Origin of the sequence: Streptococcus sp. LPB0220 (genome assembly GCF_008727815.1) — a bacterium.
Classification (GTDB): Bacteria; Bacillota; Bacilli; order Lactobacillales; family Streptococcaceae; genus Streptococcus.
On record NZ_CP044230.1, the window covers coordinates 552,320 to 575,286 of the forward strand.

Genomic DNA, 22,967 nt, shown 5'->3' on the forward strand with positions numbered 1-22,967 from the left:
GAGCTTGTCATGAAACAATCTTTTAACACTAGTAAACTCTACTATGGTTTTCCGATTTTCATTTTAGGGTATCAGGACCAGAACTTTGGGCACAATATCACGACCTGCAGTTCCTCTTATAGCCTGGGAGATTGGCTCGTCATAGGGGTTGGTGCTGAGGAAAATGCGGCTGACCAGATTAAGCATTATCAACAGTTCAGCGTGAACATCCCTGATGAAAACTTTATGCTTGAGATGGAGCAGGCTGGTTTTATCAGCCATCGGGAGAAGTTGAATCACTTAGGGCTAGACTACGAAATTTCTGAACGGACTCAGGCTCCGATTTTGGAGGCTTGTCCAGTCGTTTTGGATTGCCAGGTAGATCGAATTATCGAGGAAGATGGCATCTGCCATATCTTTGCCAAGATTATAGACCGTCTGGCTGATCCAGAGCTCTTAGATGACAAGGGGCATTTTAAAAATGACCATTTTGCACCGACTTACTTTATGGGGGACGGTCATCAGCGCGTTTATCGTTATCTAGATGATCGAGTTGATTCCATGGGGAGCTTTATGAAGAAAGCGAGGAAGAAGAATGACAAGAGCTGAACTGCCAGAACGAATCGAAACGGAGCGTCTAGTCTTACGAGTCCGAACAGTGGCTGATGCTGAGGATATCCATGCTTACGCCAGTCTTCCAGAAGTCTCTTACCCAGCAGGCTTTCCACCCGTCAAGACCTTGGAAGACGAGATCTATTACCTAGAGCATATCATTCCCGATCGCAATCAAAAAGAAAATCTTCCAGCTGGTTACGGCATTGTGGTCAAAGGAACCGATAGAATCATTGGCTCTGTTGACTTCAACCATCGCCACGAAGACGATGTGCTGGAGATTGGCTATACCTTGCACCCAGACTATTGGGGCCGGGGTTATGTACCCGAAGCAGCGCGTACCTTGATTGATCTAGCTTTTAAAGAATTGAACCTTCACAAGATAGAATTGTCTTGCTTTGGTTACAACCTTCAGAGTCAACGAGTCGCGGAAAAGCTTGGCTTTACCCTCGAAGCTCGCATAAGAGACCGCAAAGATGCTCAAGGCAACCGCTGTGATGATTTGAGATACGGCTTGCTAAAGAGTGAGTGGGAAGCTCAAAATCAACATTAAAAAGAAATAACTAGAAAGGACACACACATGTCTAAAGAACTTTCACCTAAATACAATCCAGCCGAGGTTGAGGCTGGTCGTTACCAAAAATGGCTTGATGCGGATGTTTTCAAGCCTTCAGGCGATCAAAAGGCTAAGCCTTATTCCATCGTGATTCCACCACCAAACGTAACCGGGAAACTTCACCTTGGTCACGCTTGGGATACGACTTTACAGGATATCATCATCCGCCAAAAACGCATGCAAGGTTTCGACACGCTTTGGCTTCCTGGTATGGACCATGCTGGGATTGCCACTCAAGCTAAAGTAGAAGCGCGTTTGGCTGAAGATGGCATCTCTCGTTATGACCTGGGTCGTGAAAAATTCCTTGAGAAAGTCTGGGAATGGAAAGACGAATATGCGACGACTATCAAGGAACAATGGGGCAAGATGGGGCTTTCTGTAGACTATTCTCGTGAGCGTTTTACCCTTGATGAAGGGTTGTCAAAAGCGGTTCGTAAGGTCTTTGTAGAGCTTTACAAAAAAGGTTGGATTTACCGTGGTGAATTTATCATCAACTGGGATCCAAAAGCCCGTACAGCCCTTTCTGATATCGAGGTGATTCACAAGGATGTCGAAGGTGCCTTCTACCACATGAACTACATGTTGGAAGACGGTTCACGTGCTCTTGAAGTAGCAACAACTCGTCCTGAGACTATGTTTGGGGATACTGCTGTAGCGGTTAACCCAAATGATGACCGTTATAAAGATTTGATTGGTCAAAATGTTATCTTGCCAATCTTGAACAAGCCAATCCCAATCGTAGGGGACGAACACGCAGACCCTGAATTTGGTACTGGTGTGGTGAAGATCACTCCTGCCCATGACCCTAATGACTTCTTGGTTGGTCAACGTCATAATCTTCCGCAAGTCAACGTTATGAACGATGATGGTACCATGAATGAATTGGCTGGCGAATTCAACGGCATGGACCGCTTTGAAGCTCGTAAGGCTGTTATCAAGAAGTTAGAAGAAATTGGTGCCCTTGTTAAGATTGAGAAGATGACCCACTCAGTTGGTCACTCAGAGCGTACAGGAGTTATGGTTGAGCCACGCTTGTCTACGCAATGGTTCGTGAAGATGGATCAATTAGCTAAGAATGCCATTGCTAACCAAGACACAGACGATAAGGTAGAATTCTACCCACCTCGTTTCAACGATACCTTCCTTCAATGGATGGAAAATGTCCATGACTGGGTAATTTCTCGTCAGCTCTGGTGGGGTCACCAAATCCCTGCTTGGTACAATGCTGAGGGTGAAATGTACGTTGGTGAAGAAGCACCAGAAGGTGACGGATGGAAACAAGACGAAGATGTCTTGGATACTTGGTTTAGTTCAGCCCTTTGGCCATTCTCAACTATGGGCTGGCCGGATGTCGACTCAGAAGACTTCAAACGTTACTTCCCTACATCAACCTTGGTAACAGGATACGACATCATCTTCTTCTGGGTATCTCGTATGATCTTCCAATCATTGGAATTCACAGGCCGTCAGCCATTCCAAAACGTTCTGATTCACGGTCTCATTCGTGACGAGCAAGGACGCAAGATGTCTAAGTCACTCGGTAACGGGATTGACCCAATGGATGTTATTGAGAAATACGGTGCTGATGCCCTTCGTTGGTTCCTTTCAAACGGTTCTGCACCAGGTCAAGACGTGCGTTTCTCTTATGAGAAAATGGATGCGTCTTGGAACTTCATTAACAAGATTTGGAACATCTCTCGCTATATCCTTATGAACAATGAAGGATTGACCTTGGATGTAGCACGTGAAAATGTGGCTAAAGTCGCTGCTAGTCAAGCAGGTAACGTGACAGACCGTTGGATTCTCCACAACCTCAACGAAACTATTGGAAAAGTTACTGAAAACTTTGACAAGTTTGAATTCGGTGTGGCTGGTCACATCCTCTACAACTTCATCTGGGATGAGTTTGCGGACTGGTATGTTGAGTTGACTAAGGAAGTGCTATACAGCGACAATGAGGACGAAAAAGTCATCACTCGTTCGGTTCTTCTTTACACCTTGGATCAAATCTTGCGTCTCCTTCACCCAATCATGCCATTCGTGACTGAGGAAATCTACGGTCAAATCTCTGAAGGAACAATCGTGACTGCGGAATACCCAGTGGTTCGTCCAGAGTTTGAAAACGAAGAAGCAGCAGCCGGCGTTGAAGCTCTTAAAGATGTGATTCGCTCCGTTCGTAACTCACGTGCAGAAGTGAACGTAGCGCCAAGTAAACCAATCACTATCTTGATCAAGACAAACGACAGCAAGCTCGATGCTTTCTTTAATGATAATGTCAACTACATCAAACGCTTCACAAACCCAGAACACTTGGAAATTGCAGCAGATGTCGAAGTGCCTGACTTGGTTATGTCAAGCATCATCACAGGCGCAGAAATCTACTTGCCACTTGCTGACCTTCTTAATGTTGAAGAAGAATTGGCTCGTCTTGAAAAAGAATTAGCCAAATGGCAAAAAGAACTGGATATGGTTGGTAAGAAGCTCTCTAACGAACGCTTCGTAGCCAACGCCAAACCAGAAGTCGTCCAAAAAGAACGCGACAAACAAGCCGACTACCAAGCGAAATACGACGCGACTGTTGCACGTATTGATGAGATGAAGAAGTTGGTGAAATAAACCTAGAAACACGGCGGTATGCCGTGTTTTTTTGGTATAATGGAAAATAAAGTGTTAAAGTAGGTTATTAAATTGTCTATATCAGATATTGAGTTTGAACGTAGTGAGAAGAATTACCGTTACTTAAGACTAGCTATTGAACAGTTATCTGAAACGGATAAAACTTTTATTAAAGAGAATTTGTTAACGATTATTTCGGGACGTGAAAGTTCCTTATCTTTGAAGGAAGAAGCAAGAGAATTGCTAAATTATCTTAGAAGAATTGACATTAACAAAAGAAATGGAGCAATAGCGGAATTAGTCGTCATATGTTTATTGAGAACGAAAGGTTTTTCTCAAGAATATTGCTTTAGAAATTTAGAAGAAAATTCTGCTAAAAAAGGGTTTGACGGTCTTGTACTTGAGGGGGAAAGATTCTGGTTGTTAGAGAGTAAATCTAGTCAGATAGGACATAATAACAGTCATAGGAATACAGTATATAGAGCATACAATGGGTTAAAGAAGCAATTATCTGGTGAAAATGAAAAAATCAATAATCCGTGGCGGAATGCATATAATCATACAAAGATTGCTCAATCACCACATAGTTTAGTTCAAAAAGTTGCGGAATTATCAACAGATTATACAAATGGAAATTATTTTAAAATTGAGGATAATAACGTTATTATAGGATCGACGATTATACCAGATAAGAGAGGGAACCATCATATTAATGAAATTAATTTTGAGATTTCTACCTTAAATAATTTTATAAAAAATCATCAATCAAAAGATGAAATAATTATCGCAATTAATTTACAAACTATTGAAATTTTTTTGGAATACTTAGAGGAAATCATTGATGAGTAGCGATGGAAAAAGTACATTGACAACACTCTCTAAAAGAGAAGAGATTGTAAATACAATCTTAGAATTATTGTTTATAAAAGAGAAATTAACTAATCGAGACGCAGAATATTTATTTGCAATATCATTGTTATTTATTGAAGAATTTGAAAAAAACAGATCCAGAAGTTATTATATAGAGTTTGCGTATTCAATTATTGTTAGAACATGCTTTAAAATCAAAGATTACAGAGCTCTATACGATTTTTCAGTTAATTTTGGTTATTATCCAATTGCACGAAAACTTTTAAAAAGTGGTTTGGTAGATGAAGGAATATTGAATTATTTTCTTTCGGATTTAAAACTTGCTCAATTCTCAAATGGTGATAAAATGAACACGTTTGAACAAGATAAAGTATCTAAGGAAATCATTACTTCAGGAAATAAAACATTTGCTTTTATTGCTCCAACATCATATGGAAAAAGCGAAATAATTTATCAACATATTTTAAAAAATAATGAGTTGGACAATATTGGAATTATAGTACCTACTAAAGCGTTGATTGACCAAGTACTCCGAGAAGCAAAAAAGTTAAGAGAATTAAATAGGAAAATTATAACTCATGAACAGAATTATAATGATTCTGATCGACGAGTACTTGCGATTGTTACACAGGAGAGAGCGTTGCGATTAATTGAACAACACTTAATATTCGATTCTCTCTATATAGACGAAGCGCATGAACTGTTTAACTTTGATTTCGGTTTGAAACATGCAAATAGAAGCCTATTATTAGCAAGATTACTTAAACTCAACAAGAAACTAAATCCTGGACTAAATATATACTATTTTTCACCTCTAATTCAAAATGTTAAGAATTTATTGTTAAAAGATGAAGAAGGGGATATAGAGCAGTATAAAATTAACAATAATTTGAAGGTTTTAGATATAAGATATGTTAGTAATTCCAATGAACAATTTGTCTTCGAGCAATATCTGGGTTACTTTTTTAAATTACCTAATACGGAAAATAATTTAAAATATATTGTTAACTGTAGTAAAAATTACAAAAAAAATTTGCATTATTTATATAGGCCTATTTATATAGAACATTACGCTAAAGAATTATTTGACCAATTACCTGAGTATGATGAGTTACCAAATTCACTCGGTAATTTAATTGAAGAATTGAAGTATATAGTTCATCCTAAATTTAAGCTAATTGAATTTTTATCAAAAGGAATTCTATATTTACATGGTAGACTACCAAATAATATAAGGAATTATCTTCTAAAATGTTTTAGAGATGATACTTCAATTAAACATTTAATTGCCAATTCAGTTATTCTCGCTGGTATGAATATGCCTATCGACTCTTTATTCTTTATTTCAGGTTTTTCGGCTACTAATGAACTAATAAACTTAGTTGGTAGAGTCAATAGATTGAATGAGATTTTTTCAAATAATGGTGAACTAAATAAAATCTTAGTTCCTGTACACTTTGTGGAACTTGATAGCTATCCTCAAAATAGAAATGGTCAATTAAAGAAAACAGTTGAATCTTTACGAAGTAATATTAAGGATTCTGTAAAAAATCCACTGTTAGAAAATTCTGTAGTAAATAGATCTAATTTAGAAAATTCTGAGAAAATTTTAGCTTTAGAAAGTAATATAGTTAATGATTTTGATAATCCTAGTTTTATTTCTCGTCTCACGAGATCTGGAGCTCAGCAACTATTAAATTATACTGATTTAGGTTTAATAAAATTAGAGAAAATTATAAATAAGACAGAAATTATCCATAATGCTGATAATGTCTACAAAGAAATTTTGCTTAAAGTTAAGGAAGTTTTTTTTGATAATTTTGTTTCTGAAGGTGTCGATAGAGATATAGACTATAGGTATTTTCATCCGAATAACAATGTCAAACGTTTGCGGTTTGAACCTACGATTAATTATTATTCAGGTTTTATTCCAAGCGCCTATTCTCCTCTAAAGGATAGAGTAAATAATTTAGTATCATATTGGAAAGATATTTTAAGTTCTCCTTCGGATCATGAAAAAAATTTAATGCAATATGTTGGTAGCCAATTTGGAGAAAAGGCATATCAGTCGAATGATTATAATGATTCCAGGGCAAAAGTCTATATAGATTTAAATGACTATAAAACTAGAGAATATGATATGTATAACATCGCCATTATTAAACTCCAAATCGATGATGAATTTGTAGATTTTGAAATTGGTTTATTAGTAAATTCATTAAGAGAATTTAATATTATCTCTGATGATTTGTATAATTTGTTTATGTTTGGAACAAATGACATAAAAGAGTTGCAAATTTCGCAACTAGGATTAAGTAAAAATCTATATAACACGCTAAAAAAGGATAACCAAATTCAAAACATAGAGTTTGATGATTTTTATAATCCAAGAGCAAATCAACATTTAAGAGAGTACATACTTTCAAAGCAAGGAATTGAAAAATTTGAATTAGAACAATATTTTTTATAAACTATATAGAGCCATATATCTTTTATTTTAGAAAGCAGGTTACTACATGACAAATTCTGTAAGTTCGAGCCGACCTGAGAAGTACAACATTGCAGCTTTCTTCTCAGGTGTTGGGGGAATTGAGTTGGGATTTGAACAGACCAACGAGTTCAGAGTGGTGTATGCCAATGAATTTGATAAGTATGCGCGTCAGACTTATCGTTTAAATTATCCAAATACGCATTTGGATAGTCGTGATATTCATGCGGTGCAGCCGGAAGAAATTCCAGCTGAGCGCGTGGATGTCATTATGGGAGGTTTCCCTTGTCAGGCCTTTAGTATTGCGGGGTATCGCAAGGGCTTTGATGATGATCGTGGCGATCTTTTCTTTGAGTTGCTTCGTATGATTGAAGGACGTAAACCTCGTGCCATCTTCATCGAAAACGTCAAAAACATGGTCGGTCATGACCATGGCAATACCTTCAAGGTTATTCGTGAGGCTTTGACTGAGAACAACTACTTCATCAAGTGGAAGGTACTCAATGGGAAAGACTATGGAAATATCCCACAAAACCGTGAGCGGATCTACATTGTTGGTTTTGATACTAAAGAAGCCTACGACTTATTTGAATTCCCAGAGGAAATCAAACTAACAACGACCTTGGCTGATGTCATTGATTTTGGTGCCAAGCCTGATGAGGCCTACTATTATCGAGAAGGGAAACAAAATTTCTACGATCAGTTGAAGTTTGAAGTGACTAGTCAAGATACGGTTTATCAATGGCGTCGTCAGTATGTCCGTGAAAACAAAAACGGTGTAGTCCCTACCTTGACAGCCAATATGGGAACAGGTGGACACAATGTTCCATTGATCTTGACAGACAGTGGCGAGATTCGGAAGTTAACTCCCAAAGAAACCTTTAATGTTCAAGGCTATCCTAAATCCTTTAAAATCCCTGAGGGGGTTTCCAATGGTCAGCTCTACAAACAAGCTGGAAATAGCGTAGTTGTTCCTGTGATTAAACGCATTGCAGAGCGGATTGCTTTTGCCCTTAATGAGAGCAATGGGCCGTCTCAACTGGATCGTTCAGGAAAATTTGCCATTATCTACACCAAGATGAATGGTCAATTTGAAGGTCAGTCTTATGTGAAAGATTTTGTCTCCACTTATGAGGAAGCAGAGAAGAAGATTGCCTCCTATGAGGATGGGCTTGCAATTTTATCAGATGAAGATTATTTCAGATTGGTAAAAAAACGTGGGAATTTGGAGTTTTACAGCATTATTTAACGAATTATATAAGTAAGAGGACTAGTGAAAATCTAGTCTTCTTTTGATATACTTAAATAAGAAGTGAGGATGAATAGATGTGGGAACACTTAAAAAAAGAACAAAAAGAGAAATATAAGACTCTCATTACCAATTTTGCTAGTCTGAGTGAAGCATTTTCTCAAAAAGCAGAAGGTGAAGATTCTGATGATCGAGAAAGCTATGTTGCTCCGATTGTCAATTCAAAATTCCAAGAGACTGTTTTCCAAAAAGCTTTTCATGCGGTTGGTGAGGATATTGCTAATACCTCCTATGATGCTTCGGTTGTCGTTGATGAGCAACATAAGTATTTGGTTGGGATTAAATCCTTTGGTTTGGATTCAGGGGATCAAAAGATTGCTCAGTTTAAGAAAGATTCGCAGTCTTGGAATGAGCTGTTGAGTGAAATCCGATTTCAGGCTGAGATTTCACCGGACAAGGAAACAGCTGATAAAGAAAATGATGCCCGTTATGAAAAACTGGCCCGTGAGATTGCGTCTTTGCGAAATCAACGGATTGAATCCTCCAAAGCACTTATAAAGGGATTTCATGATGATGCTAGTCATGTAGAAGCCGTCTATCATGTTTTGATGCCGACCTCGAAAGGACACAAGCCTCAGATCCATGTAGGAGAGACAACTTATTTGCCGGTTGATTTAGACCATCTCAAGATTCTAGGATCAACGACCAAAAACAATCCGACAAATTTCCGTTTTACGGACGGCCAGCATGATTACAAATATACGGCTGCAGATAGTCAGCTCCATATGACCTTTAGGAATAAGGAGATTGTGGTTGATACCTGGGATGTGAATTATGTCGAAGATCCCTTTTATCTCTTTGAACATCTTCACTTATTGACCTCAGAAAAAAGTGATACTGAGATTCTTGAGACGGTGTCGTGGGTGATCATAGACAAGCATGGAAATGTAGAAGAAAATTCTGGTTTTAATGCCTTTAATGGTGGATCAAAGTTGGCCAAGAAGGATCGCTTGCCACGGATTTTAAAGATTCAGGAAAAATTTAAAGACAGTCTGGCTCCAGAAGAACTAGCTTTTGTGACTTTTTCTTTAGAAGAAATCCTCTTGAAAAAATGGTCTACCAAGGAAGAAAAAGCCCAGATGAAGTCCATTCGTGAAGACTTGATTCGCTTTGTACACGAGACGGGGAATGAAAAACTAATCAAAGAAATTGAACAGCTGGTGTATCGTCCAGTCAGTGAAGTGTATATTCCTCTTCCAGACTCCAAACATTTTCATGAGGAGCGTCCGGACTTTTTTGGTAAAGATATTGGAAGGTTTGAGACAGGTACAAGTAAACTTGTGCTCCCAAAAGAAGAACGGACCTTTAAGCTACGATTTTTATCATCAGGTGATGTGATTACGGCCTATATCAACCAAGAAGCTGGGAAGGCCATTCAATCAACTGATAAGCAAGAAATCCTTGGAAATTGGATTCTTCGTGGGGTCTTTCAGTTAAAAGACAGAGAGATCTTAACGGGTAAGAAATTATCTCAGTTAGAAATCAATGGTATCCGTCTTACTAAATTCAAAAACGGTGAAATCGGCATTGATTTCATCTGGATCGATGTGGACAATCCTCCTGCAGACGCGATTGGTTGGGTTGCGAAATAGAGAGTAATAAACTATTCATAGAACTACAAAAACACCACCTCCTAGTCTTTAGGAGGTGGTGTTATGCTTTAGACCATTTGCCAGAAATAATCGATGATATAGGTCAGGCCGTAGGTGTAGATGACGAGGGTGATAGGTTTGCAGAGGATGATGATGGTCATGTAGCGTTTGAAGGTCATATTGGTCAGACCTGCCAGCATACAGATGAAGTCGGCGGGACTAACCGGCCAAATCATCATGAAGATAAAGAAGCGATCGAACCGCTTGCCTTCATTGAGCCAGCCGATGTACTTGTCATAGGTCTTCTGGCTGACCATAGATTGGACGAACTTAGGTCCGTACATTCTGGCGAGATGGAAGATAATAGCACAACCAATTACGATGCCGATGTAGTTATAAATAGTCCCGATAATATGGCCGTAGATGAAAACACCTGCTACAGATGTCAGGGCGCCGGGAATAATAGGGACCACTGTCTGAAGGATCTGAAGAAAGATAAAGAGAGGGGGTCCAAAGATGCCTGCTTGGAGAATAAAAGCTGACAAAGTTTCCTTGGATTGAAGGATGCCAGCAAAGTAGGCCCAGATACAAAAGGCCAAGGTCCCAAGAGCTCCAATGATGGAGGACCAATTAATGATGCGCTGGAGAAGAGGAGAGACCTCTTTTAAGCTTGTTTGTTTCATAAAAAATTCCGAGTTCTTTTTCTTCTACTATACCATGTTTTTGGAACTTTGTAAGGATTTTGTCTATTTTTTGAGCAGTGAAATTAACCTGATAGGAGTCTGTCGTTGTTTTAGTCGTCAAGCGAGTGCAAAACGGGCCTTTTTATGCTACAATGAAAGGAGTATAAAAAATGGAGAAAAACGTGTCAATCGAAAATTACAAACCAGATTTTGCGGTGGAAGCAGCTTATGATCTCACCGTTGCAGACTTGAAGAAACAGGGCATCAAGGCAGTCCTCGTGGATTTGGATAACACCTTGATTGCATGGAATAATCCGGATGGGACTCCTGAGATGCGCCAGTGGTTGCATGACCTTCGTGATGGCGGGATTCGGGTTATCGTGGTGTCTAATAATAGTCCCAAACGGGTCAAGCGCGCTGTTGAGAAATTTGATATTGACTATGAAGCCTGGTCGCTTAAGCCCTTTACTTTTGGGATTGATCGTGCCCTCAAACGTTTCCACTATGAGAAAAATGAAGTGGTCATGGTCGGGGATCAACTGATGACGGATATCCGGGCTGCCCATCGTGCAGGCATTCGTTCGATTTTGGTCAAGCCTTTGGTTGAGCATGACTCGATCAAGACGCAGATCAACCGGGCGCGTGAACGCCGTGTCATGAAGCAAATGGCCGAAAAATATGGTCCAATTGTATACAAAAAAGGAATTTAAGAATGGAAGAATTATTCTGTATTGGCTGTGGAGCCCCCATTCAGACAGAAAACAAAGAGGGGCTAGGCTATACTCCCCAATCAGCTCTTGAAAAGGGCTTGGAAACAGGCGAAGTCTATTGCCAACGCTGTTTCCGTCTTCGTCACTACAATGAAATCACAGATGTGCATCTGACAGATGATGATTTCCTGAAATTGCTACACGAGGTAGGAGATAGTGATGCTCTTGTGGTCAATGTAGTCGATATTTTTGACTTTAATGGCTCCGTCATTCCTGGCTTGCCCCGTTTTGTAGCAGGAAATGATGTCCTCTTGGTCGGGAACAAAAAAGATATCTTGCCCAAGTCTGTCAAGGACAGCAAGGTGACCCACTGGTTGATGGAGCGGGCCCATGAAGAAGGTATGCGTCCTGTCGATGTGGTCCTCACCTCTGCCCAAAACAAGAGTGCCATTAAGGACTTGATGGAAAAAATTGAGCAGCACCGCAAGGGACGTGATGTCTATGTGGTGGGTGTGACCAACGTAGGGAAATCGACCCTCATCAATGCGATTATCCAAGAAATCACAGGCGATAAGGATATTATTACAACTTCTCGCTTCCCAGGGACGACACTGGACAAGATCGAAATCCCTCTGGACGATGGATCCTACATCTATGATACACCAGGGATTATCCATCGCCACCAGATGGCTCACTACTTGACGGCGAAAAACCTCAAGTATGTCAGCCCTAAAAAAGAAATCAAGCCCAAGACCTACCAGCTCAATCCAGAGCAAACCCTCTTCTTGGGTGGTCTGGGACGCTTTGACTTTATCAAGGGAGAAAAGCAAGGTTTCACCGCCTTCTTTGATAACGAACTCAAGCTTCATCGGACCAAACTCGAAGGAGCGACCGCCTTTTATGACAAGCATGTCGGTAGCTTACTAACACCCCCTAACAGCAAGGAAAAAGAAGAATTTCCACCCTTGGTTTCCCATGAGTTTACCATCAAGGACAAGACAGACCTCGTCATCTCAGGACTCGGCTGGATCCGCGTCAATGGGAAAGCAAAAGTAGCTGTGTGGGCACCAGAAGGCGTCGCCGTCGTAAGTCGCAAAGCTATTATTTAAAAATTTGAAATAGAATGAAATTGAAGAGCGAACGAAGTGAGCTCAAATAGGGATCGTTATTGCCGTGGTGTAGTTGCCAATCGATAGATTGGCAAGGGCAAAATGGAGACCAAGGCTCCATTTTGAGGTAAGAAAATCCATTTTTCAAAGATGAGATCTTTGAAAAATTAGTTCCGGTCGTCCCTACCACTTAAAATAACGATCAAAAAATAAGGAAGTAAAAACATGACATTAACATCCAAACAACGGGCTTTCCTCAATAGCCAAGCCCACAGCCTCAAACCGATTATCCAAATCGGGAAAAACGGGCTTAACGATCAAATCAAAACCAGTGTTCGCCAAGCACTAGACGCTCGCGAACTGATCAAGGTCACCCTCCTTCAAAATACGGACGAGAATATCCATGAAGTAGCGGAAATCTTGGAAGAAGAAATCGGTGTGGATACGGTTCAAAAAATTGGACGCATCCTCATCTTGTTCAAACAATCGAGCAAAAAAGAAAATCGGAAGATTTCAGTCAAAGTAAAAGAAATCTAAGACATTGAGGAGAGCAAACCTATGGCAATTGAACTATTGACTCCCTTTACCAAGGTAGAGTTAGAGCCAGAGATCAAAGACAAGAAACGCAAACAAGTTGGTATTTTGGGTGGAAATTTCAATCCGGTCCATAATGCCCATTTGGTCGTTGCGGATCAAGTGCGCCAACAATTAGGGTTAGATAAGGTGCTCTTGATGCCTGAGTATGAGCCGCCGCATGTCGATGCTAAGGGGACGATTGCAGAGCACCATCGTCTCAAGATGTTGGAATTAGCCATTGAAGGCATTGAAGGTCTGGAGATCGAGACGATTGAACTCGAGCGTAAAGGGATTTCCTATACCTACGACACCATGCTCTTGCTCAATGAACGGGATCCAGACACAGATTATTACTTCATTATTGGTGCAGATATGGTAGATTATTTACCAAAATGGCACCGCATCGATGAATTGGTGGAGATTGTGCAATTTGTCGGGGTCCAGCGGCCACGCTATAAGGCGGGGACTTCTTATCCGGTGATCTGGGTGGATGTTCCTCTCATGGACATCTCTTCTAGTATGGTGCGTGATTTTGTAGCCAAAGGTCGGACGCCGAATTTTATGTTGCCAAAACCAGTCTTGGACTACATCAAGAAAGAAGGATTGTATCAATGACCTATGAAAACTACCTAGGCTTTTCTCGTGAGGTCTTGCTTGAAAAAATGCGTCAAATCCTGCCAGAAAAACGGCTAACCCACTGTTTAGGGGTTGAGAAGGCTGCGCGTGACTTGGCTAAACGCTATGGGGCTGATGAAGAGCAGGCTGGTCTAGCAGGTTTGTTACATGACTACGCCAAGAAATTATCGGATCAGGAATTTTTGGACTTGATTGATCGCTATGAGCTGGATCCAGCATTAAAGAACTGGGGCAATAATGTCTGGCATGGGATGGTCGGGATTTATAAGATCCAAGAAGATCTGGGATTGACAGATCCAGCCATTCTTCGCAGTATTGAGATTCACACGGTTGGGAGCGGGCAAATGTCAACCTTAGATAAGATTGTCTATGTAGCAGATTACATTGAGCACAATCGGGTCTTTCCGGGGGTAGAGCAAGCACGTGACATCGCTCAAGTCTCCTTGGATCGTGCCGTGGCCTATGAGACGGCTCGCACAGTCGAACACCTGGCTCACCAAGGATTGCCTATTTATCCCAAAACCCTTGAAACCTACAATGCCTTTGTGAAGTATTTGAAAGAGGAGCAGTGAGTGAAAACAGCTTTAATCATTATTGATGTACAAAATATCCTCGTGGAGACAGGTTTTGAGACAGATAAGCTCTTAGAGAAGATTGCTTATTTGCAAGATCAGGCAAGAAAACAGCAGATTGAAATCATCTACATTCAGCATATTGAAACGCCAGAGGCTTTAACTTCAGAAGATTGGCAGTTATCGCCTCTGTTGAAGAGACAGGCGAATGAAAAGGTATTTCAGAAGCGATACAATAGTATGTTTAAAGAGACAGGATTAAAAGAATACTTGGATCAACAAGGGATTGAACAACTGGTACTGTGTGGCATGCAGACAGAATATTGTGTCGATACATCCGTCAAAGTGGGGTTTGAATACGGCTATAAGCTGGTCATTCCAGAAGGAGCTGTCACAACCTTTGATGGAGAGGACATCCCAGCAGAAACCCTCAATGAATTTTATGAAAATATTTGGGCAGAACGTTTTGCGGATGTCTTAGACTACAAAACAATTTTTTAAAGAAAGAGGACTAAATGAAAGAAAAAGAATTACTTGAACTTGTTGTTAAAGCTGCCGATGAAAAACGTGCAGAAGACATTGTAGCTTTGGATGTTCAAAGCTTGACCAGTGTGACGGATTACTTTGTTATCGCAAGCTCTATGAACAGCCGTCAATTGGAAGCGATCGCAGAAAATATTCGCGAGAAAGTCGTTGAAGGTGGTGGCAATGCAAGCCACGTCGAAGGTGACTCAGCAGGAGGTTGGGTCCTTCTTGACTTAGGTGGTGTGGTGGTCCATGTCTTCTCAGAAGAAATGCGTGCCCACTATAACCTAGAAAAGCTATGGCACGAAGCAAGTGCTGTCGATCTTTCAGCAGCCTTAGCATAAGCAGCTAAACTCAGTTGGTAGCAACTGAGTTTTGTTGGTTAAATTGAAATTCTATGGAAAGAAAGGATGGGGCCTCGTGTTAAGTCAGTTTGGTAACGGAACACGAGCTAAAAGCTGAGAGAAAAAGAGTAACTTCCTTTGTATCTGGCGATACGGCGGAAAGTTTCCTATTTTCTCTATGCTTTTAACGCTCTTTGTATCTTGATTTATGGCGACTTATGAAACGTTTGCAGCGGTCTATGATGCGGTCATGGATGACAGTCTGTATGATTTGTGGACGGATTTTTCCCTCCGCCATCTCCCAAAGACAAAAGATAAGAAAAAATTACTGGAATTGGCTTGTGGAACAGGGATTCAGTCTGTACGTTTTTCTCAAGCCGGTTTTGATGTGACGGGATTAGACTTGAGTGCTGACATGCTGAAGATTGCTGAAAAAAGAGCGGCTTCAGCCAAGCAAAAGATTGATTTTATAGAGGGCAATATGCTGGACCTGTCGCAAGCGGGTACCTACGATTTTGTGACCTGCTACTCTGATTCCATCTGCTATATGCAGGACGAGGTGGAAGTGGGAGATGTCTTCAAAGAAGTCTACAATGCTCTTAAGGAAGACGGGGTCTTTATCTTTGATGTGCATTCGACCTACCAGACGGATGAGGTTTTCCCGGGCTATTCTTATCACGAAAATGCAGAAGACTTTGCCATGCTCTGGGATACCTATGAGGATGAAGCCCCTCACTCGATTGTCCATGAGCTGACCTTCTTTGTCCAAGAAGAAGATGGATCCTTTAGTCGGCACGATGAAGTTCATGAGGAGCGGACCTATGAGGTCTTAACTTATGACATTTTGCTGGAGCAGGCTGGCTTTAAATCTTTCAAATTGTATGCTGACTTTGAAGATAAAGAGCCAACAAAGACCAGCAAACGATGGTTTTTCGTAGCGCAGAAGTAGGATGGCATGACAGTTACAGGTATTATTGCAGAATTTAATCCCTTTCATAATGGACATAAGTACCTGCTGAAACAGGCAGAAGGGCTGAAGATTGTTGCCATGTCTGGAAATTTTGTCCAACGTGGTGAGCCTGCCATTGTAGACAAGTGGACACGGGCGCAGATGGCTTTGGAAAATGGAGCGGACCTGGTGGTCGAGCTCCCCTTTCTCGTATCTGTTCAGTCGGCGGATCATTTTGCCAAGGGAGCGGTGGAGATCTTGTCCCGTCTGGGAATCGACCAATTGACCTTTGGGACAGAAGAGGTCTTAGATTACCAAGCGATTGCAACTATTTACTCTGAGAAAGAAGTGGAAATGGAAGCTTTCTTGCGAAATCTTCCAGAAGACTTATCCTATCCACAAAAGACCCAAAAAATGTGGGAAACCTTTGCTGGAGTGGAGTTCACAGGGGATACTCCCAATCATATTCTAGGGCTGGCTTATGCTAAGGCTTGTGCTGGGAAGGGGATTGCGCTCAAGCCTATCCAACGTCAAGGTGCGGGTTACCATTCGGAAGAAAAAGAAGTGGCCTATGCTTCTGCGACTAGTCTACGCCTACACAAGGATGATCAGGACTTTGTTGACAAATTTATGCCTAATAGCCAACTCTTTCAGTCGGCTCCGCAGGTGTCTTGGGAGGATTATGACCAACTGCTCCGTTATCAAATCCTAACCCATCCGGATCTGACACAGATTTTTCAGGTCAATGAGGAACTGGCCAATCGGATAAAGGATGCGATTCGAAGTGCTAGCTCTGTGGAAGATCTGGTGGAGAAAGTCGCAACCAAGCGCTATACCAAGGCGCGTGTCCGCCGCATTTTGACTTATATTTTAGTAGGTGCGAAAGAAGAAATCTTGCCGACCGCTATCCATGTCTTGGGTTTCACTGAAAAAGGACAGGCCCACCTCAAGTCACTAAAAGGTCAAGTGGACTTGGTAACGCGGATTGGTAAGGAACCTTGGGATGTTTTGAGCCAGCAAGCGGATCAGGTGTATCAGCTAGGCCATCCCCAACTACCGGAACAAACCTGGGGTCGCGTGCCAGTGAGAGTAGAAGAATAAACAGTCTTACGTAAAATTTTCTCTGCCCACATTCACGTTAGGCAAGAAAGTGATGGTGCACGAAACCAGTATTAATCTACTGTCAAAAATTTTTAGACAGTAGATTTTTTTACCAAATTTAGAAACTTTTACGAATAATTAGGTGGAGGGGGATAAACTTGTACAAGTTCCTGACAAGTTTATCTTTTTCATGTATAATAAAAGAAAAGAGGTAGAATGAGGTATGGTAATGGAAGCAGTCGTTTATTCAACATTCCGCAATCATTTGAAGGATTATATGAAGAAGGTGAACGATGAGTTTGAGCCTTTGACGGTTGTGAATAAGAATCCAGATGAAGATATTGTGGTCATCTCTAAGAGCGAGTGGGATAGCATTCAAGAAACCCTAAGACTAGCCCAGAACAAGGAATTGTCGGATAAGGTCTTGCGGGGCATGGCAGAAGTCCGAGCTGGCCAGGTTCAACTCCATGAGATTGAGGGGTAACGGATGTTACTCAAGTTTACAGAAGATGCCTGGAAGGATTATTGTTACTGGCAAAGTCAGGACAAAAAGACATTGAAGCGAATCAATACCCTGATTAAGGAGATCCAAAGGGATCCATTTGCAGGGATTGGTAAACCTGAGCCCTTGAAATATGACTTTCAAGGAGCATGGTCAAGGCGGATTGATGCAGAAAATCGCCTGATTTATATGCTAGATGAGTCAGGAGTTGCCTTTCTGTCATTTAAAGATCATTATTAAGTCTTTAAAAGAGGAGATGTTTGATGGTTAGAATAGCTATTTTAAAGTATCCCACTCATAGAAAATTCCCATGAATTCACCCGTTAAAAATAGAAAAATCTAGTCTAATGTGGACGATTTGTGATATAATGTTAAAGATTGAAAATAATTTGAAAAAAATTAAGGAGAATCCTCATGGGACGTAAATGGGCCAATATTGTAGCCAAGAAAACTGCCAAAGATGGTGCTAACTCAAAAGTATATGCCAAATTTGGTGTTGAGATCTATGTAGCCGCTAAAAAGGGTGAACCAGATCCAGAATTGAATACTGCTTTGAAATTCGTTATCGACCGTGCTAAACAAGCGCAAGTGCCAAAACACGTGATTGATAAAGCGATCGATAAGGCAAAAGGAAACACTGACGAAACCTTTACAGAAGGGCGTTACGAAGGGTTCGGACCAAATGGTTCCATGTTGATCGTTGATACCTTGACGTCAAACGTTAACCGTACAGCTGCCAATGTCCGTGCGGCTTTTGGTAAAAACGGCGGTAACATGGGAGCTTCTGGTTCTGTATCTTACCTCTTTGACAACAAGGGTGTCATTGTCTTTGCTGGTGATGATGCGGATGCGATCTTTGAGCTTTTGCTTGAAGCAGATGTGGATGTAGATGATGTTGAAGCAGAAGAAGGAAGCATCACTGTTTACACTGCTCCAACTGATCTTCACAAAGCAATCGTTGCTTTACGTGAATCAGGTGTTGAAGAATTCCAAGTAACTGAATTGGAAATGATTCCTCAATCAGAAGTTGAGTTGTCAGGTGAAGATTTGGAAACATTTGAAAAACTTTACAGCGTTCTTGAAGACGACGAGGACGTACAAAAAATCTACACAAACGTAGATGGATTCTAATCACTCGTAAGGACTGTAGTGAATCCCATAAATTAAGAAAAAGGATAGCTTCTCAGATCAAGCTATCCTTTTTCTCTGTCTGATGAGGATCTATCTTTTGTAAGTGATGTCCTGTATAAGCGTAAATACGGGTCAGGGGTGATTGGGAGAGTGTGGAAACTTTAAAATAGAAATAATGGTCTCGATGATCCCGACTTTTGGTGTGGTGAAGACGAAAGTAGTTTCGCTGGCCTGCTGCCATAGAGTGGAGAATATCGTCTTCTAAAAAGACGAGTGGCGTAGAAGTAGCGGCCCACTTGTAAAAGTCCATCTCAAATTGGTGGTAATTCTCCGAAAAATAATCAAATTGTAATTCGTGTTTAGTCTGAATAGGTTTCATAGGGTGTTTCCTCAGATTCAATAAAAATGATAGAGTCTACGAGGAGACGGTGGTAGTGGCCATCGCTTTTGAGAAGAAGCTCAGAAGCAGATAAGGTGTGAATCGAACCTGTGTAGGTTGCAAATTGATTCCCCTCTAGAGTTGTGATCGAGATCGTCGTTTGTTGTTGAAAGGCCTGCTCCAGGAGCTGGATCTGTTCAGCAAGTGGAAGAACCGTGAGCTGACTGCGGTCAATTTCTTTTGTCTGCAGGGCGGTTGTGTGCTCGGATAAAAAGAAGCCGGCCCATTTGGCCATGCCACGATCTTGAAATTCTCGGGCGGATTGATAAGGGAGATAAGAACGGTCGATCATATTAATCCATCTAAGCCTCCTGCGGAATGTCCGCCTGTTAGTTTACTGCGTGCAATGGCGCGTGAGTTTTCTAGTAATGAGGAGCCTTTCTGAAGAGAGGTAAAGCCAAATTGATCCCGAATGCGGTCAATGGTCTGCTGGAGTTTTTCCTCTTTTTCTAGGGCTATCGGATCATCAAAGAGAGAAAAAAGTTGGAGAGATTCCTCGACAAGTTCGCCATAAAAAACACCAATCTGCCGAATGGCTCCGCCCTCGTACTTGGAGCGAAAGAGCCGCAGAACAGTATCGGATAAAATCTTGGTGGATTGCGTGGGTTCAATCTTTTGCTGACAATGAATGGACGGAAGCCCCTCAATTTTGGAGTAGGAGGCATGAATGGAGACCAGTTGGGTCTTCTTTTTTTTCCGTCGCAAGCGGATAGCCACCTGTTCAGCCATCTCACGAAACACCAGTTCAATGTCTGTTTGTAGGTGGTAGTCATAGGGCAAGATTTGATAATTGCCAATGCCTCGTGACTTCGGACGATAAGGCTTGTGGACATTGCTTTCATCAATGCCATGAGCATGGAACCAGAGTTGCAGGCCCATGACTCCGAATTCTTTCTTTAAGAGATCTGGGTGAGCCTGGGCCAGTTCTTTAATCGACGTGATCCCGATCTTTTGCAATCGCTTTTCCGTACGACGTCCAATGCCCCAAAAATCAGTGAGCTGGGGAAGTTTCCAGACCTTACTTTCTACATCTTCATAAGACCAATTGGAGCGCATATTTCGGCAATGCTTGGCTTCATTGTCCAAGGCTAGCTTGGCAAGAAGGGGATTGGCATTGCTGAGGCCGATGGTAGAGTAGATTCCAGTTTCCTGCCAGATCCTTTTTTGGATCCTGGCAGAAAGGAGATCCAGTTTCTCCTTTCGAGAGAGGGAGGGATCTGGAATAAAATAATTTAAGGAAGAAGTCAGATCGATAAAGCCTTCGTCAATCGAGTAAGGGAAAATATCATCTGGTGCCGCAAATTCCTGAAAGACCTTCTGAATTTCCATATTGACCTGAATATAGGCATTCATCCGTGGAGGAACAATCAGGGTCCTCTTGGCCCAGGATTCAATGTAGGAAACAAAGGATGGATCCGTTGGCAATCCTTGCTTTTGGGCGACGTAGCTATTAAATTTTCTAGTTTTGAGGTCAAAAGGTAGGTCGTAGCTACGGCTGACATTTTTCTTGCCAAAGACTTGTTTGAAAACGGGAGAGCTCGCCAAAATCAGACCAGCAGAATTGTCACTCCGACTCATGACGCAAAGGGAAGTCGTCAAGGGATTGAGCCCCAGACGGACACATTCACAGCTAGCATAAAAACTTTTCATATCCACAAAAGCAATATCAGAATGAGGCTCACGTGAATAATCAAATAGCATATTTAAACCTCGAGTGGAAGAAAATGCCCGACCACAATGCCGACGATTTTGGGCTCGTCTTCATAGGGAGCAAATAAATCATCGTAGTCAGGGTTGATGGATTCTAAGCGCAAACCTTCCGCTTCCCGATAGACTTTCTTGATATAGGTCTTCCCGTTCCACATGAGGGCGTAGACTGCCCCATCGTAGTCAAACCCAGTCTGCTTCATGAGGGCAACAGAGCCGTTGGGATAGAGAGGTTCCATCGAATCTCCGGATACCCAAGAAGCGAAATCGTGCTGGATCTCTTGGTCAAAATAGACGGTTTCATAGTCCGTTTCGTTGTCATAAAAGGTGTGTCCTAAACCGGCTGCTAGCTCAATCGAAAGAACCTTATAAGCAGTCAAGGAAACAACTTTTTGCTGCTGTTCCAATAACTGGCTGGCCAACTGGTCGACTTTCTTTTGATGAGGTGGGGTTAATAAAGGGTAGGTGTAGAGTGCGGAGTCTTTGTTAATAAAGTAGTCCTCTTTAACGGAGAGGCGCTTGGCCAACCTCCTGAGATTTTTTTCGTGCGGCTCCGCTAAGCCATTCTCCCAACTGGAGTAAGTCTTGCGAGAAATCTTGAGATCCTCGTAGACATCAGCTTGGGTCAAGCCTTTTTCCAGGCGTCTTTCTTTTAGTTTTTTTGCATCAAACATGTCGCTCCTCCTATGTAACGTTTTAAAGGTTACATACAGTTTATCAAAAATGAATCCTTTTTGCAAGAGAAAAATTCAGTTGAAAACGAATGAAAAGACTTGATTTTGATTGAAAAAAGAGTATAATCATTTCTAAAATGTCTATAAATGAGGAACTATATGAAAAAAAGTTTTATCCACCAACAAAAAGAAATTTCGTTTGTTAAAACGACGTTCACACAATATTTAAAAGATAAATTGGACATCATTGAAGTCCAAGGGCCAATTTTGAGCAAGGTCGGAGACGGGATGCAGGATAACCTTTCTGGGATTGAACACCCGGTATCTGTAAAGGTCCTTCAAATTCCTGATGAGACTTATGAAGTCGTGCATTCACTTGCAAAATGGAAACGCCATACCTTGGCACGTTTTGGTTTTGGCGAAGGAGAAGGTCTCTTTGTCCATATGAAGGCCCTTCGTCCAGATGAAGATTCGCTAGACGCTATCCACTCTGTTTATGTAGACCAATGGGACTGGGAAAAGGTCATCCCAAATGGTCAACGCAACATCGCCTACCTCAAAGAAACGGTTGAAAAGATCTACAAGGCGATTCGTTTAACAGAACTAGCAGTAGAAGCGCGCTATGATATTGAGTCAGTTCTTCCAAAACAAATTACCTTCGTTCACACAGAAGAATTGGTGGAACGCTATCCAGATTTAACTCCAAAAGAGCGTGAAAATGCTATTGCCAAAGAATTCGGAGCCGTTTTCTTGATCGGGATTGGTGGAGAGCTTGCAGATGGCAAACCACACGATGGACGTGCACCTGACTACGATGACTGGACAACAGAGTCTGAAAATGGCTACAAGGGCTTGAATGGCGATATCCTCGTCTGGAATGACGTTCTAGGTTCCGCCTTTGAGTTGTCTTCAATGGGGATCCGTGTCGATGAAGATACGCTTCGCCGTCAAGTTGCGATCACAGGGGACGAGGATCGTCTCCAATTAGAGTGGCACAAAGCTTTGTTAAATGGTCTTTTCCCACTTACAATTGGTGGAGGGATCGGACAATCTCGTTTGGCTATGTTCTTGCTTCGTAAGAAACATATCGGTGAAGTCCAAACCAGTGTCTGGCCTCAATCTGTCCGCGATGAATATGAAAATATCCTATAAGGAAAGAAAGAGAGTGGGACAGAAATCGGTAATTCGTTAGAATTCGATTTCGTCGTCCCACCTCCGCACAGTTGA

General features: G+C 41.5%; 25 protein-coding genes. 20 read left to right on the forward strand and 5 right to left on the reverse strand.

Annotation, left to right across the window (positions count from 1 at the left end; genetic code table 11):
• The first annotated feature begins 9 nt into the window (after nt 1-9).
• The 7 genes from LPB220_RS02975 (at nt 10) to LPB220_RS03005 (ending at nt 10,082) form a co-directional block, all read left to right on the forward strand.
• Nucleotides 10-588 carry a flavin reductase family protein gene (locus LPB220_RS02975; protein WP_049473000.1) on the forward strand — a complete coding sequence of 193 codons (579 nt, stop codon included), beginning with the start codon at nt 10-12 and terminating at the stop codon, nt 586-588.
• Complete coding sequence (locus tag LPB220_RS02980) at nt 575-1,144, forward strand: GNAT family N-acetyltransferase (protein ID WP_150905450.1); 570 nt, start codon at nt 575-577, stop codon at nt 1,142-1,144. The genes LPB220_RS02975 and LPB220_RS02980 overlap by 14 nt, the downstream gene beginning before the upstream one ends.
• A gap of 27 nt (nt 1,145-1,171) precedes the next feature.
• Entirely contained in the window at nt 1,172-3,823 is a 2,652-nt protein-coding gene (locus LPB220_RS02985; RefSeq protein WP_150905452.1) for a valine--tRNA ligase, read from the forward strand.
• A gap of 72 nt (nt 3,824-3,895) precedes the next feature.
• Nucleotides 3,896-4,672, forward strand: a complete 777-nt coding sequence (locus LPB220_RS02990) for a hypothetical protein (protein ID WP_150905454.1) — start codon at nt 3,896-3,898, stop codon at nt 4,670-4,672.
• Nucleotides 4,665-7,163 carry a DEAD/DEAH box helicase gene (locus tag LPB220_RS02995; RefSeq protein ID WP_150905456.1) on the forward strand — a complete coding sequence of 833 codons (2,499 nt, stop codon included), beginning with the start codon at nt 4,665-4,667 and terminating at the stop codon, nt 7,161-7,163. Before LPB220_RS02990 ends, LPB220_RS02995 begins: the two co-directional genes overlap by 8 nt.
• Nucleotides 7,164-7,209: 46 nt before the next feature.
• Entirely contained in the window at nt 7,210-8,430 is a 1,221-nt protein-coding gene (locus tag LPB220_RS03000; RefSeq protein WP_150905458.1) for a DNA cytosine methyltransferase, read from the forward strand.
• 77 nt (nt 8,431-8,507) lie between these two features.
• Nucleotides 8,508-10,082, forward strand: coding sequence for a hypothetical protein (locus tag LPB220_RS03005; RefSeq protein ID WP_150905460.1), 1,575 nt, complete (start codon nt 8,508-8,510; stop codon nt 10,080-10,082).
• 68 nt (nt 10,083-10,150) lie between these two features.
• On the opposite strand, the gene LPB220_RS03010 is transcribed toward LPB220_RS03005, so the two are convergent.
• Complete coding sequence (locus tag LPB220_RS03010) at nt 10,151-10,765, reverse strand: TVP38/TMEM64 family protein (protein ID WP_150905462.1); 615 nt, start codon at nt 10,763-10,765, stop codon at nt 10,151-10,153.
• 182 nt (nt 10,766-10,947) lie between these two features.
• Here LPB220_RS03010 and LPB220_RS03015 point away from each other — a divergent pair, with 182 nt between their 5' ends.
• The 12 genes from LPB220_RS03015 to LPB220_RS03070 all read left to right on the forward strand — a co-directional run bounded on the left by LPB220_RS03015 (nt 10,948) and on the right by LPB220_RS03070 (nt 18,920).
• The gene (locus LPB220_RS03015) at nt 10,948-11,475 is read left to right on the forward strand and encodes a YqeG family HAD IIIA-type phosphatase (RefSeq protein ID WP_045759146.1); all 528 of its coding nucleotides are present in this window, start codon (nt 10,948-10,950) and stop codon (nt 11,473-11,475) included.
• A gap of 2 nt (nt 11,476-11,477) precedes the next feature.
• Nucleotides 11,478-12,584 carry a ribosome biogenesis GTPase YqeH gene (gene yqeH / locus LPB220_RS03020; protein WP_150905464.1) on the forward strand — a complete coding sequence of 369 codons (1,107 nt, stop codon included), beginning with the start codon at nt 11,478-11,480 and terminating at the stop codon, nt 12,582-12,584.
• Between the two features lie 225 nt (nt 12,585-12,809).
• Nucleotides 12,810-13,121, forward strand: coding sequence for a ribosome assembly RNA-binding protein YhbY (gene yhbY, locus LPB220_RS03025; RefSeq protein ID WP_150905466.1), 312 nt, complete (start codon nt 12,810-12,812; stop codon nt 13,119-13,121).
• A gap of 21 nt (nt 13,122-13,142) precedes the next feature.
• A complete protein-coding gene (locus LPB220_RS03030) occupies nt 13,143-13,775 on the forward strand; it encodes a nicotinate-nucleotide adenylyltransferase (protein WP_003012335.1) in 633 nt (210 codons plus the stop codon).
• Nucleotides 13,772-14,368 carry a bis(5'-nucleosyl)-tetraphosphatase (symmetrical) YqeK gene (gene yqeK, locus LPB220_RS03035; protein WP_150905468.1) on the forward strand — a complete coding sequence of 199 codons (597 nt, stop codon included), beginning with the start codon at nt 13,772-13,774 and terminating at the stop codon, nt 14,366-14,368. The genes LPB220_RS03030 and yqeK overlap by 4 nt, the downstream gene beginning before the upstream one ends.
• A complete protein-coding gene (locus tag LPB220_RS03040) occupies nt 14,369-14,869 on the forward strand; it encodes a cysteine hydrolase family protein (RefSeq protein ID WP_150905470.1) in 501 nt (166 codons plus the stop codon).
• 14 nt (nt 14,870-14,883) lie between these two features.
• Nucleotides 14,884-15,237 carry a ribosome silencing factor gene (rsfS, locus tag LPB220_RS03045; RefSeq protein WP_150905472.1) on the forward strand — a complete coding sequence of 118 codons (354 nt, stop codon included), beginning with the start codon at nt 14,884-14,886 and terminating at the stop codon, nt 15,235-15,237.
• 208 nt (nt 15,238-15,445) lie between these two features.
• On the forward strand, nt 15,446-16,186 hold the full coding sequence (locus LPB220_RS03050; RefSeq protein WP_150905474.1) for a class I SAM-dependent DNA methyltransferase: 741 nt from the start codon (nt 15,446-15,448) through the stop codon (nt 16,184-16,186).
• A 6-nt stretch (nt 16,187-16,192) separates the two neighbouring features.
• Complete coding sequence (locus LPB220_RS03055; protein ID WP_150905476.1) at nt 16,193-17,287, forward strand: nucleotidyltransferase; 1,095 nt, start codon at nt 16,193-16,195, stop codon at nt 17,285-17,287.
• Nucleotides 17,288-17,516: 229 nt separating this feature from the next.
• The gene (locus LPB220_RS03060; protein WP_191904618.1) at nt 17,517-17,771 is read left to right on the forward strand and encodes a type II toxin-antitoxin system Phd/YefM family antitoxin; all 255 of its coding nucleotides are present in this window, start codon (nt 17,517-17,519) and stop codon (nt 17,769-17,771) included.
• A gap of 3 nt (nt 17,772-17,774) precedes the next feature.
• The gene (locus tag LPB220_RS03065; RefSeq protein ID WP_013903192.1) at nt 17,775-18,029 is read left to right on the forward strand and encodes a Txe/YoeB family addiction module toxin; all 255 of its coding nucleotides are present in this window, start codon (nt 17,775-17,777) and stop codon (nt 18,027-18,029) included.
• A gap of 174 nt (nt 18,030-18,203) precedes the next feature.
• A complete protein-coding gene (locus tag LPB220_RS03070; RefSeq protein ID WP_049514178.1) occupies nt 18,204-18,920 on the forward strand; it encodes a YebC/PmpR family DNA-binding transcriptional regulator in 717 nt (238 codons plus the stop codon).
• A 52-nt stretch (nt 18,921-18,972) separates the two neighbouring features.
• Here the strand turns inward: LPB220_RS03070 and LPB220_RS03075 are convergent, their stop codons facing one another.
• From LPB220_RS03075 to LPB220_RS03090, 4 genes are read right to left on the reverse strand one after another with little or no spacing between them, the layout of a single operon-like run.
• Nucleotides 18,973-19,299 (reverse strand): DUF5960 family protein, encoded by a 327-nt coding sequence (locus LPB220_RS03075; RefSeq protein WP_003005875.1) that lies wholly within the window; start codon nt 19,297-19,299, stop codon nt 18,973-18,975.
• A complete protein-coding gene (locus LPB220_RS03080) occupies nt 19,280-19,651 on the reverse strand; it encodes a hypothetical protein (protein WP_013903193.1) in 372 nt (123 codons plus the stop codon). Before LPB220_RS03080 ends, LPB220_RS03075 begins: the two co-directional genes overlap by 20 nt.
• A complete protein-coding gene (locus LPB220_RS03085) occupies nt 19,648-21,060 on the reverse strand; it encodes a Y-family DNA polymerase (protein ID WP_150905480.1) in 1,413 nt (470 codons plus the stop codon). Before LPB220_RS03085 ends, LPB220_RS03080 begins: the two co-directional genes overlap by 4 nt.
• A gap of 2 nt (nt 21,061-21,062) precedes the next feature.
• Nucleotides 21,063-21,740, reverse strand: coding sequence for a helix-turn-helix domain-containing protein (locus LPB220_RS03090; RefSeq protein WP_041826243.1), 678 nt, complete (start codon nt 21,738-21,740; stop codon nt 21,063-21,065).
• Nucleotides 21,741-21,899: 159 nt separating this feature from the next.
• Between LPB220_RS03090 and asnA the strand changes: the two genes are divergently transcribed.
• Nucleotides 21,900-22,892, forward strand: coding sequence for an aspartate--ammonia ligase (gene asnA, locus LPB220_RS03095; RefSeq protein WP_003005888.1), 993 nt, complete (start codon nt 21,900-21,902; stop codon nt 22,890-22,892).
• Nucleotides 22,893-22,967: the final 75 nt, after the last annotated feature.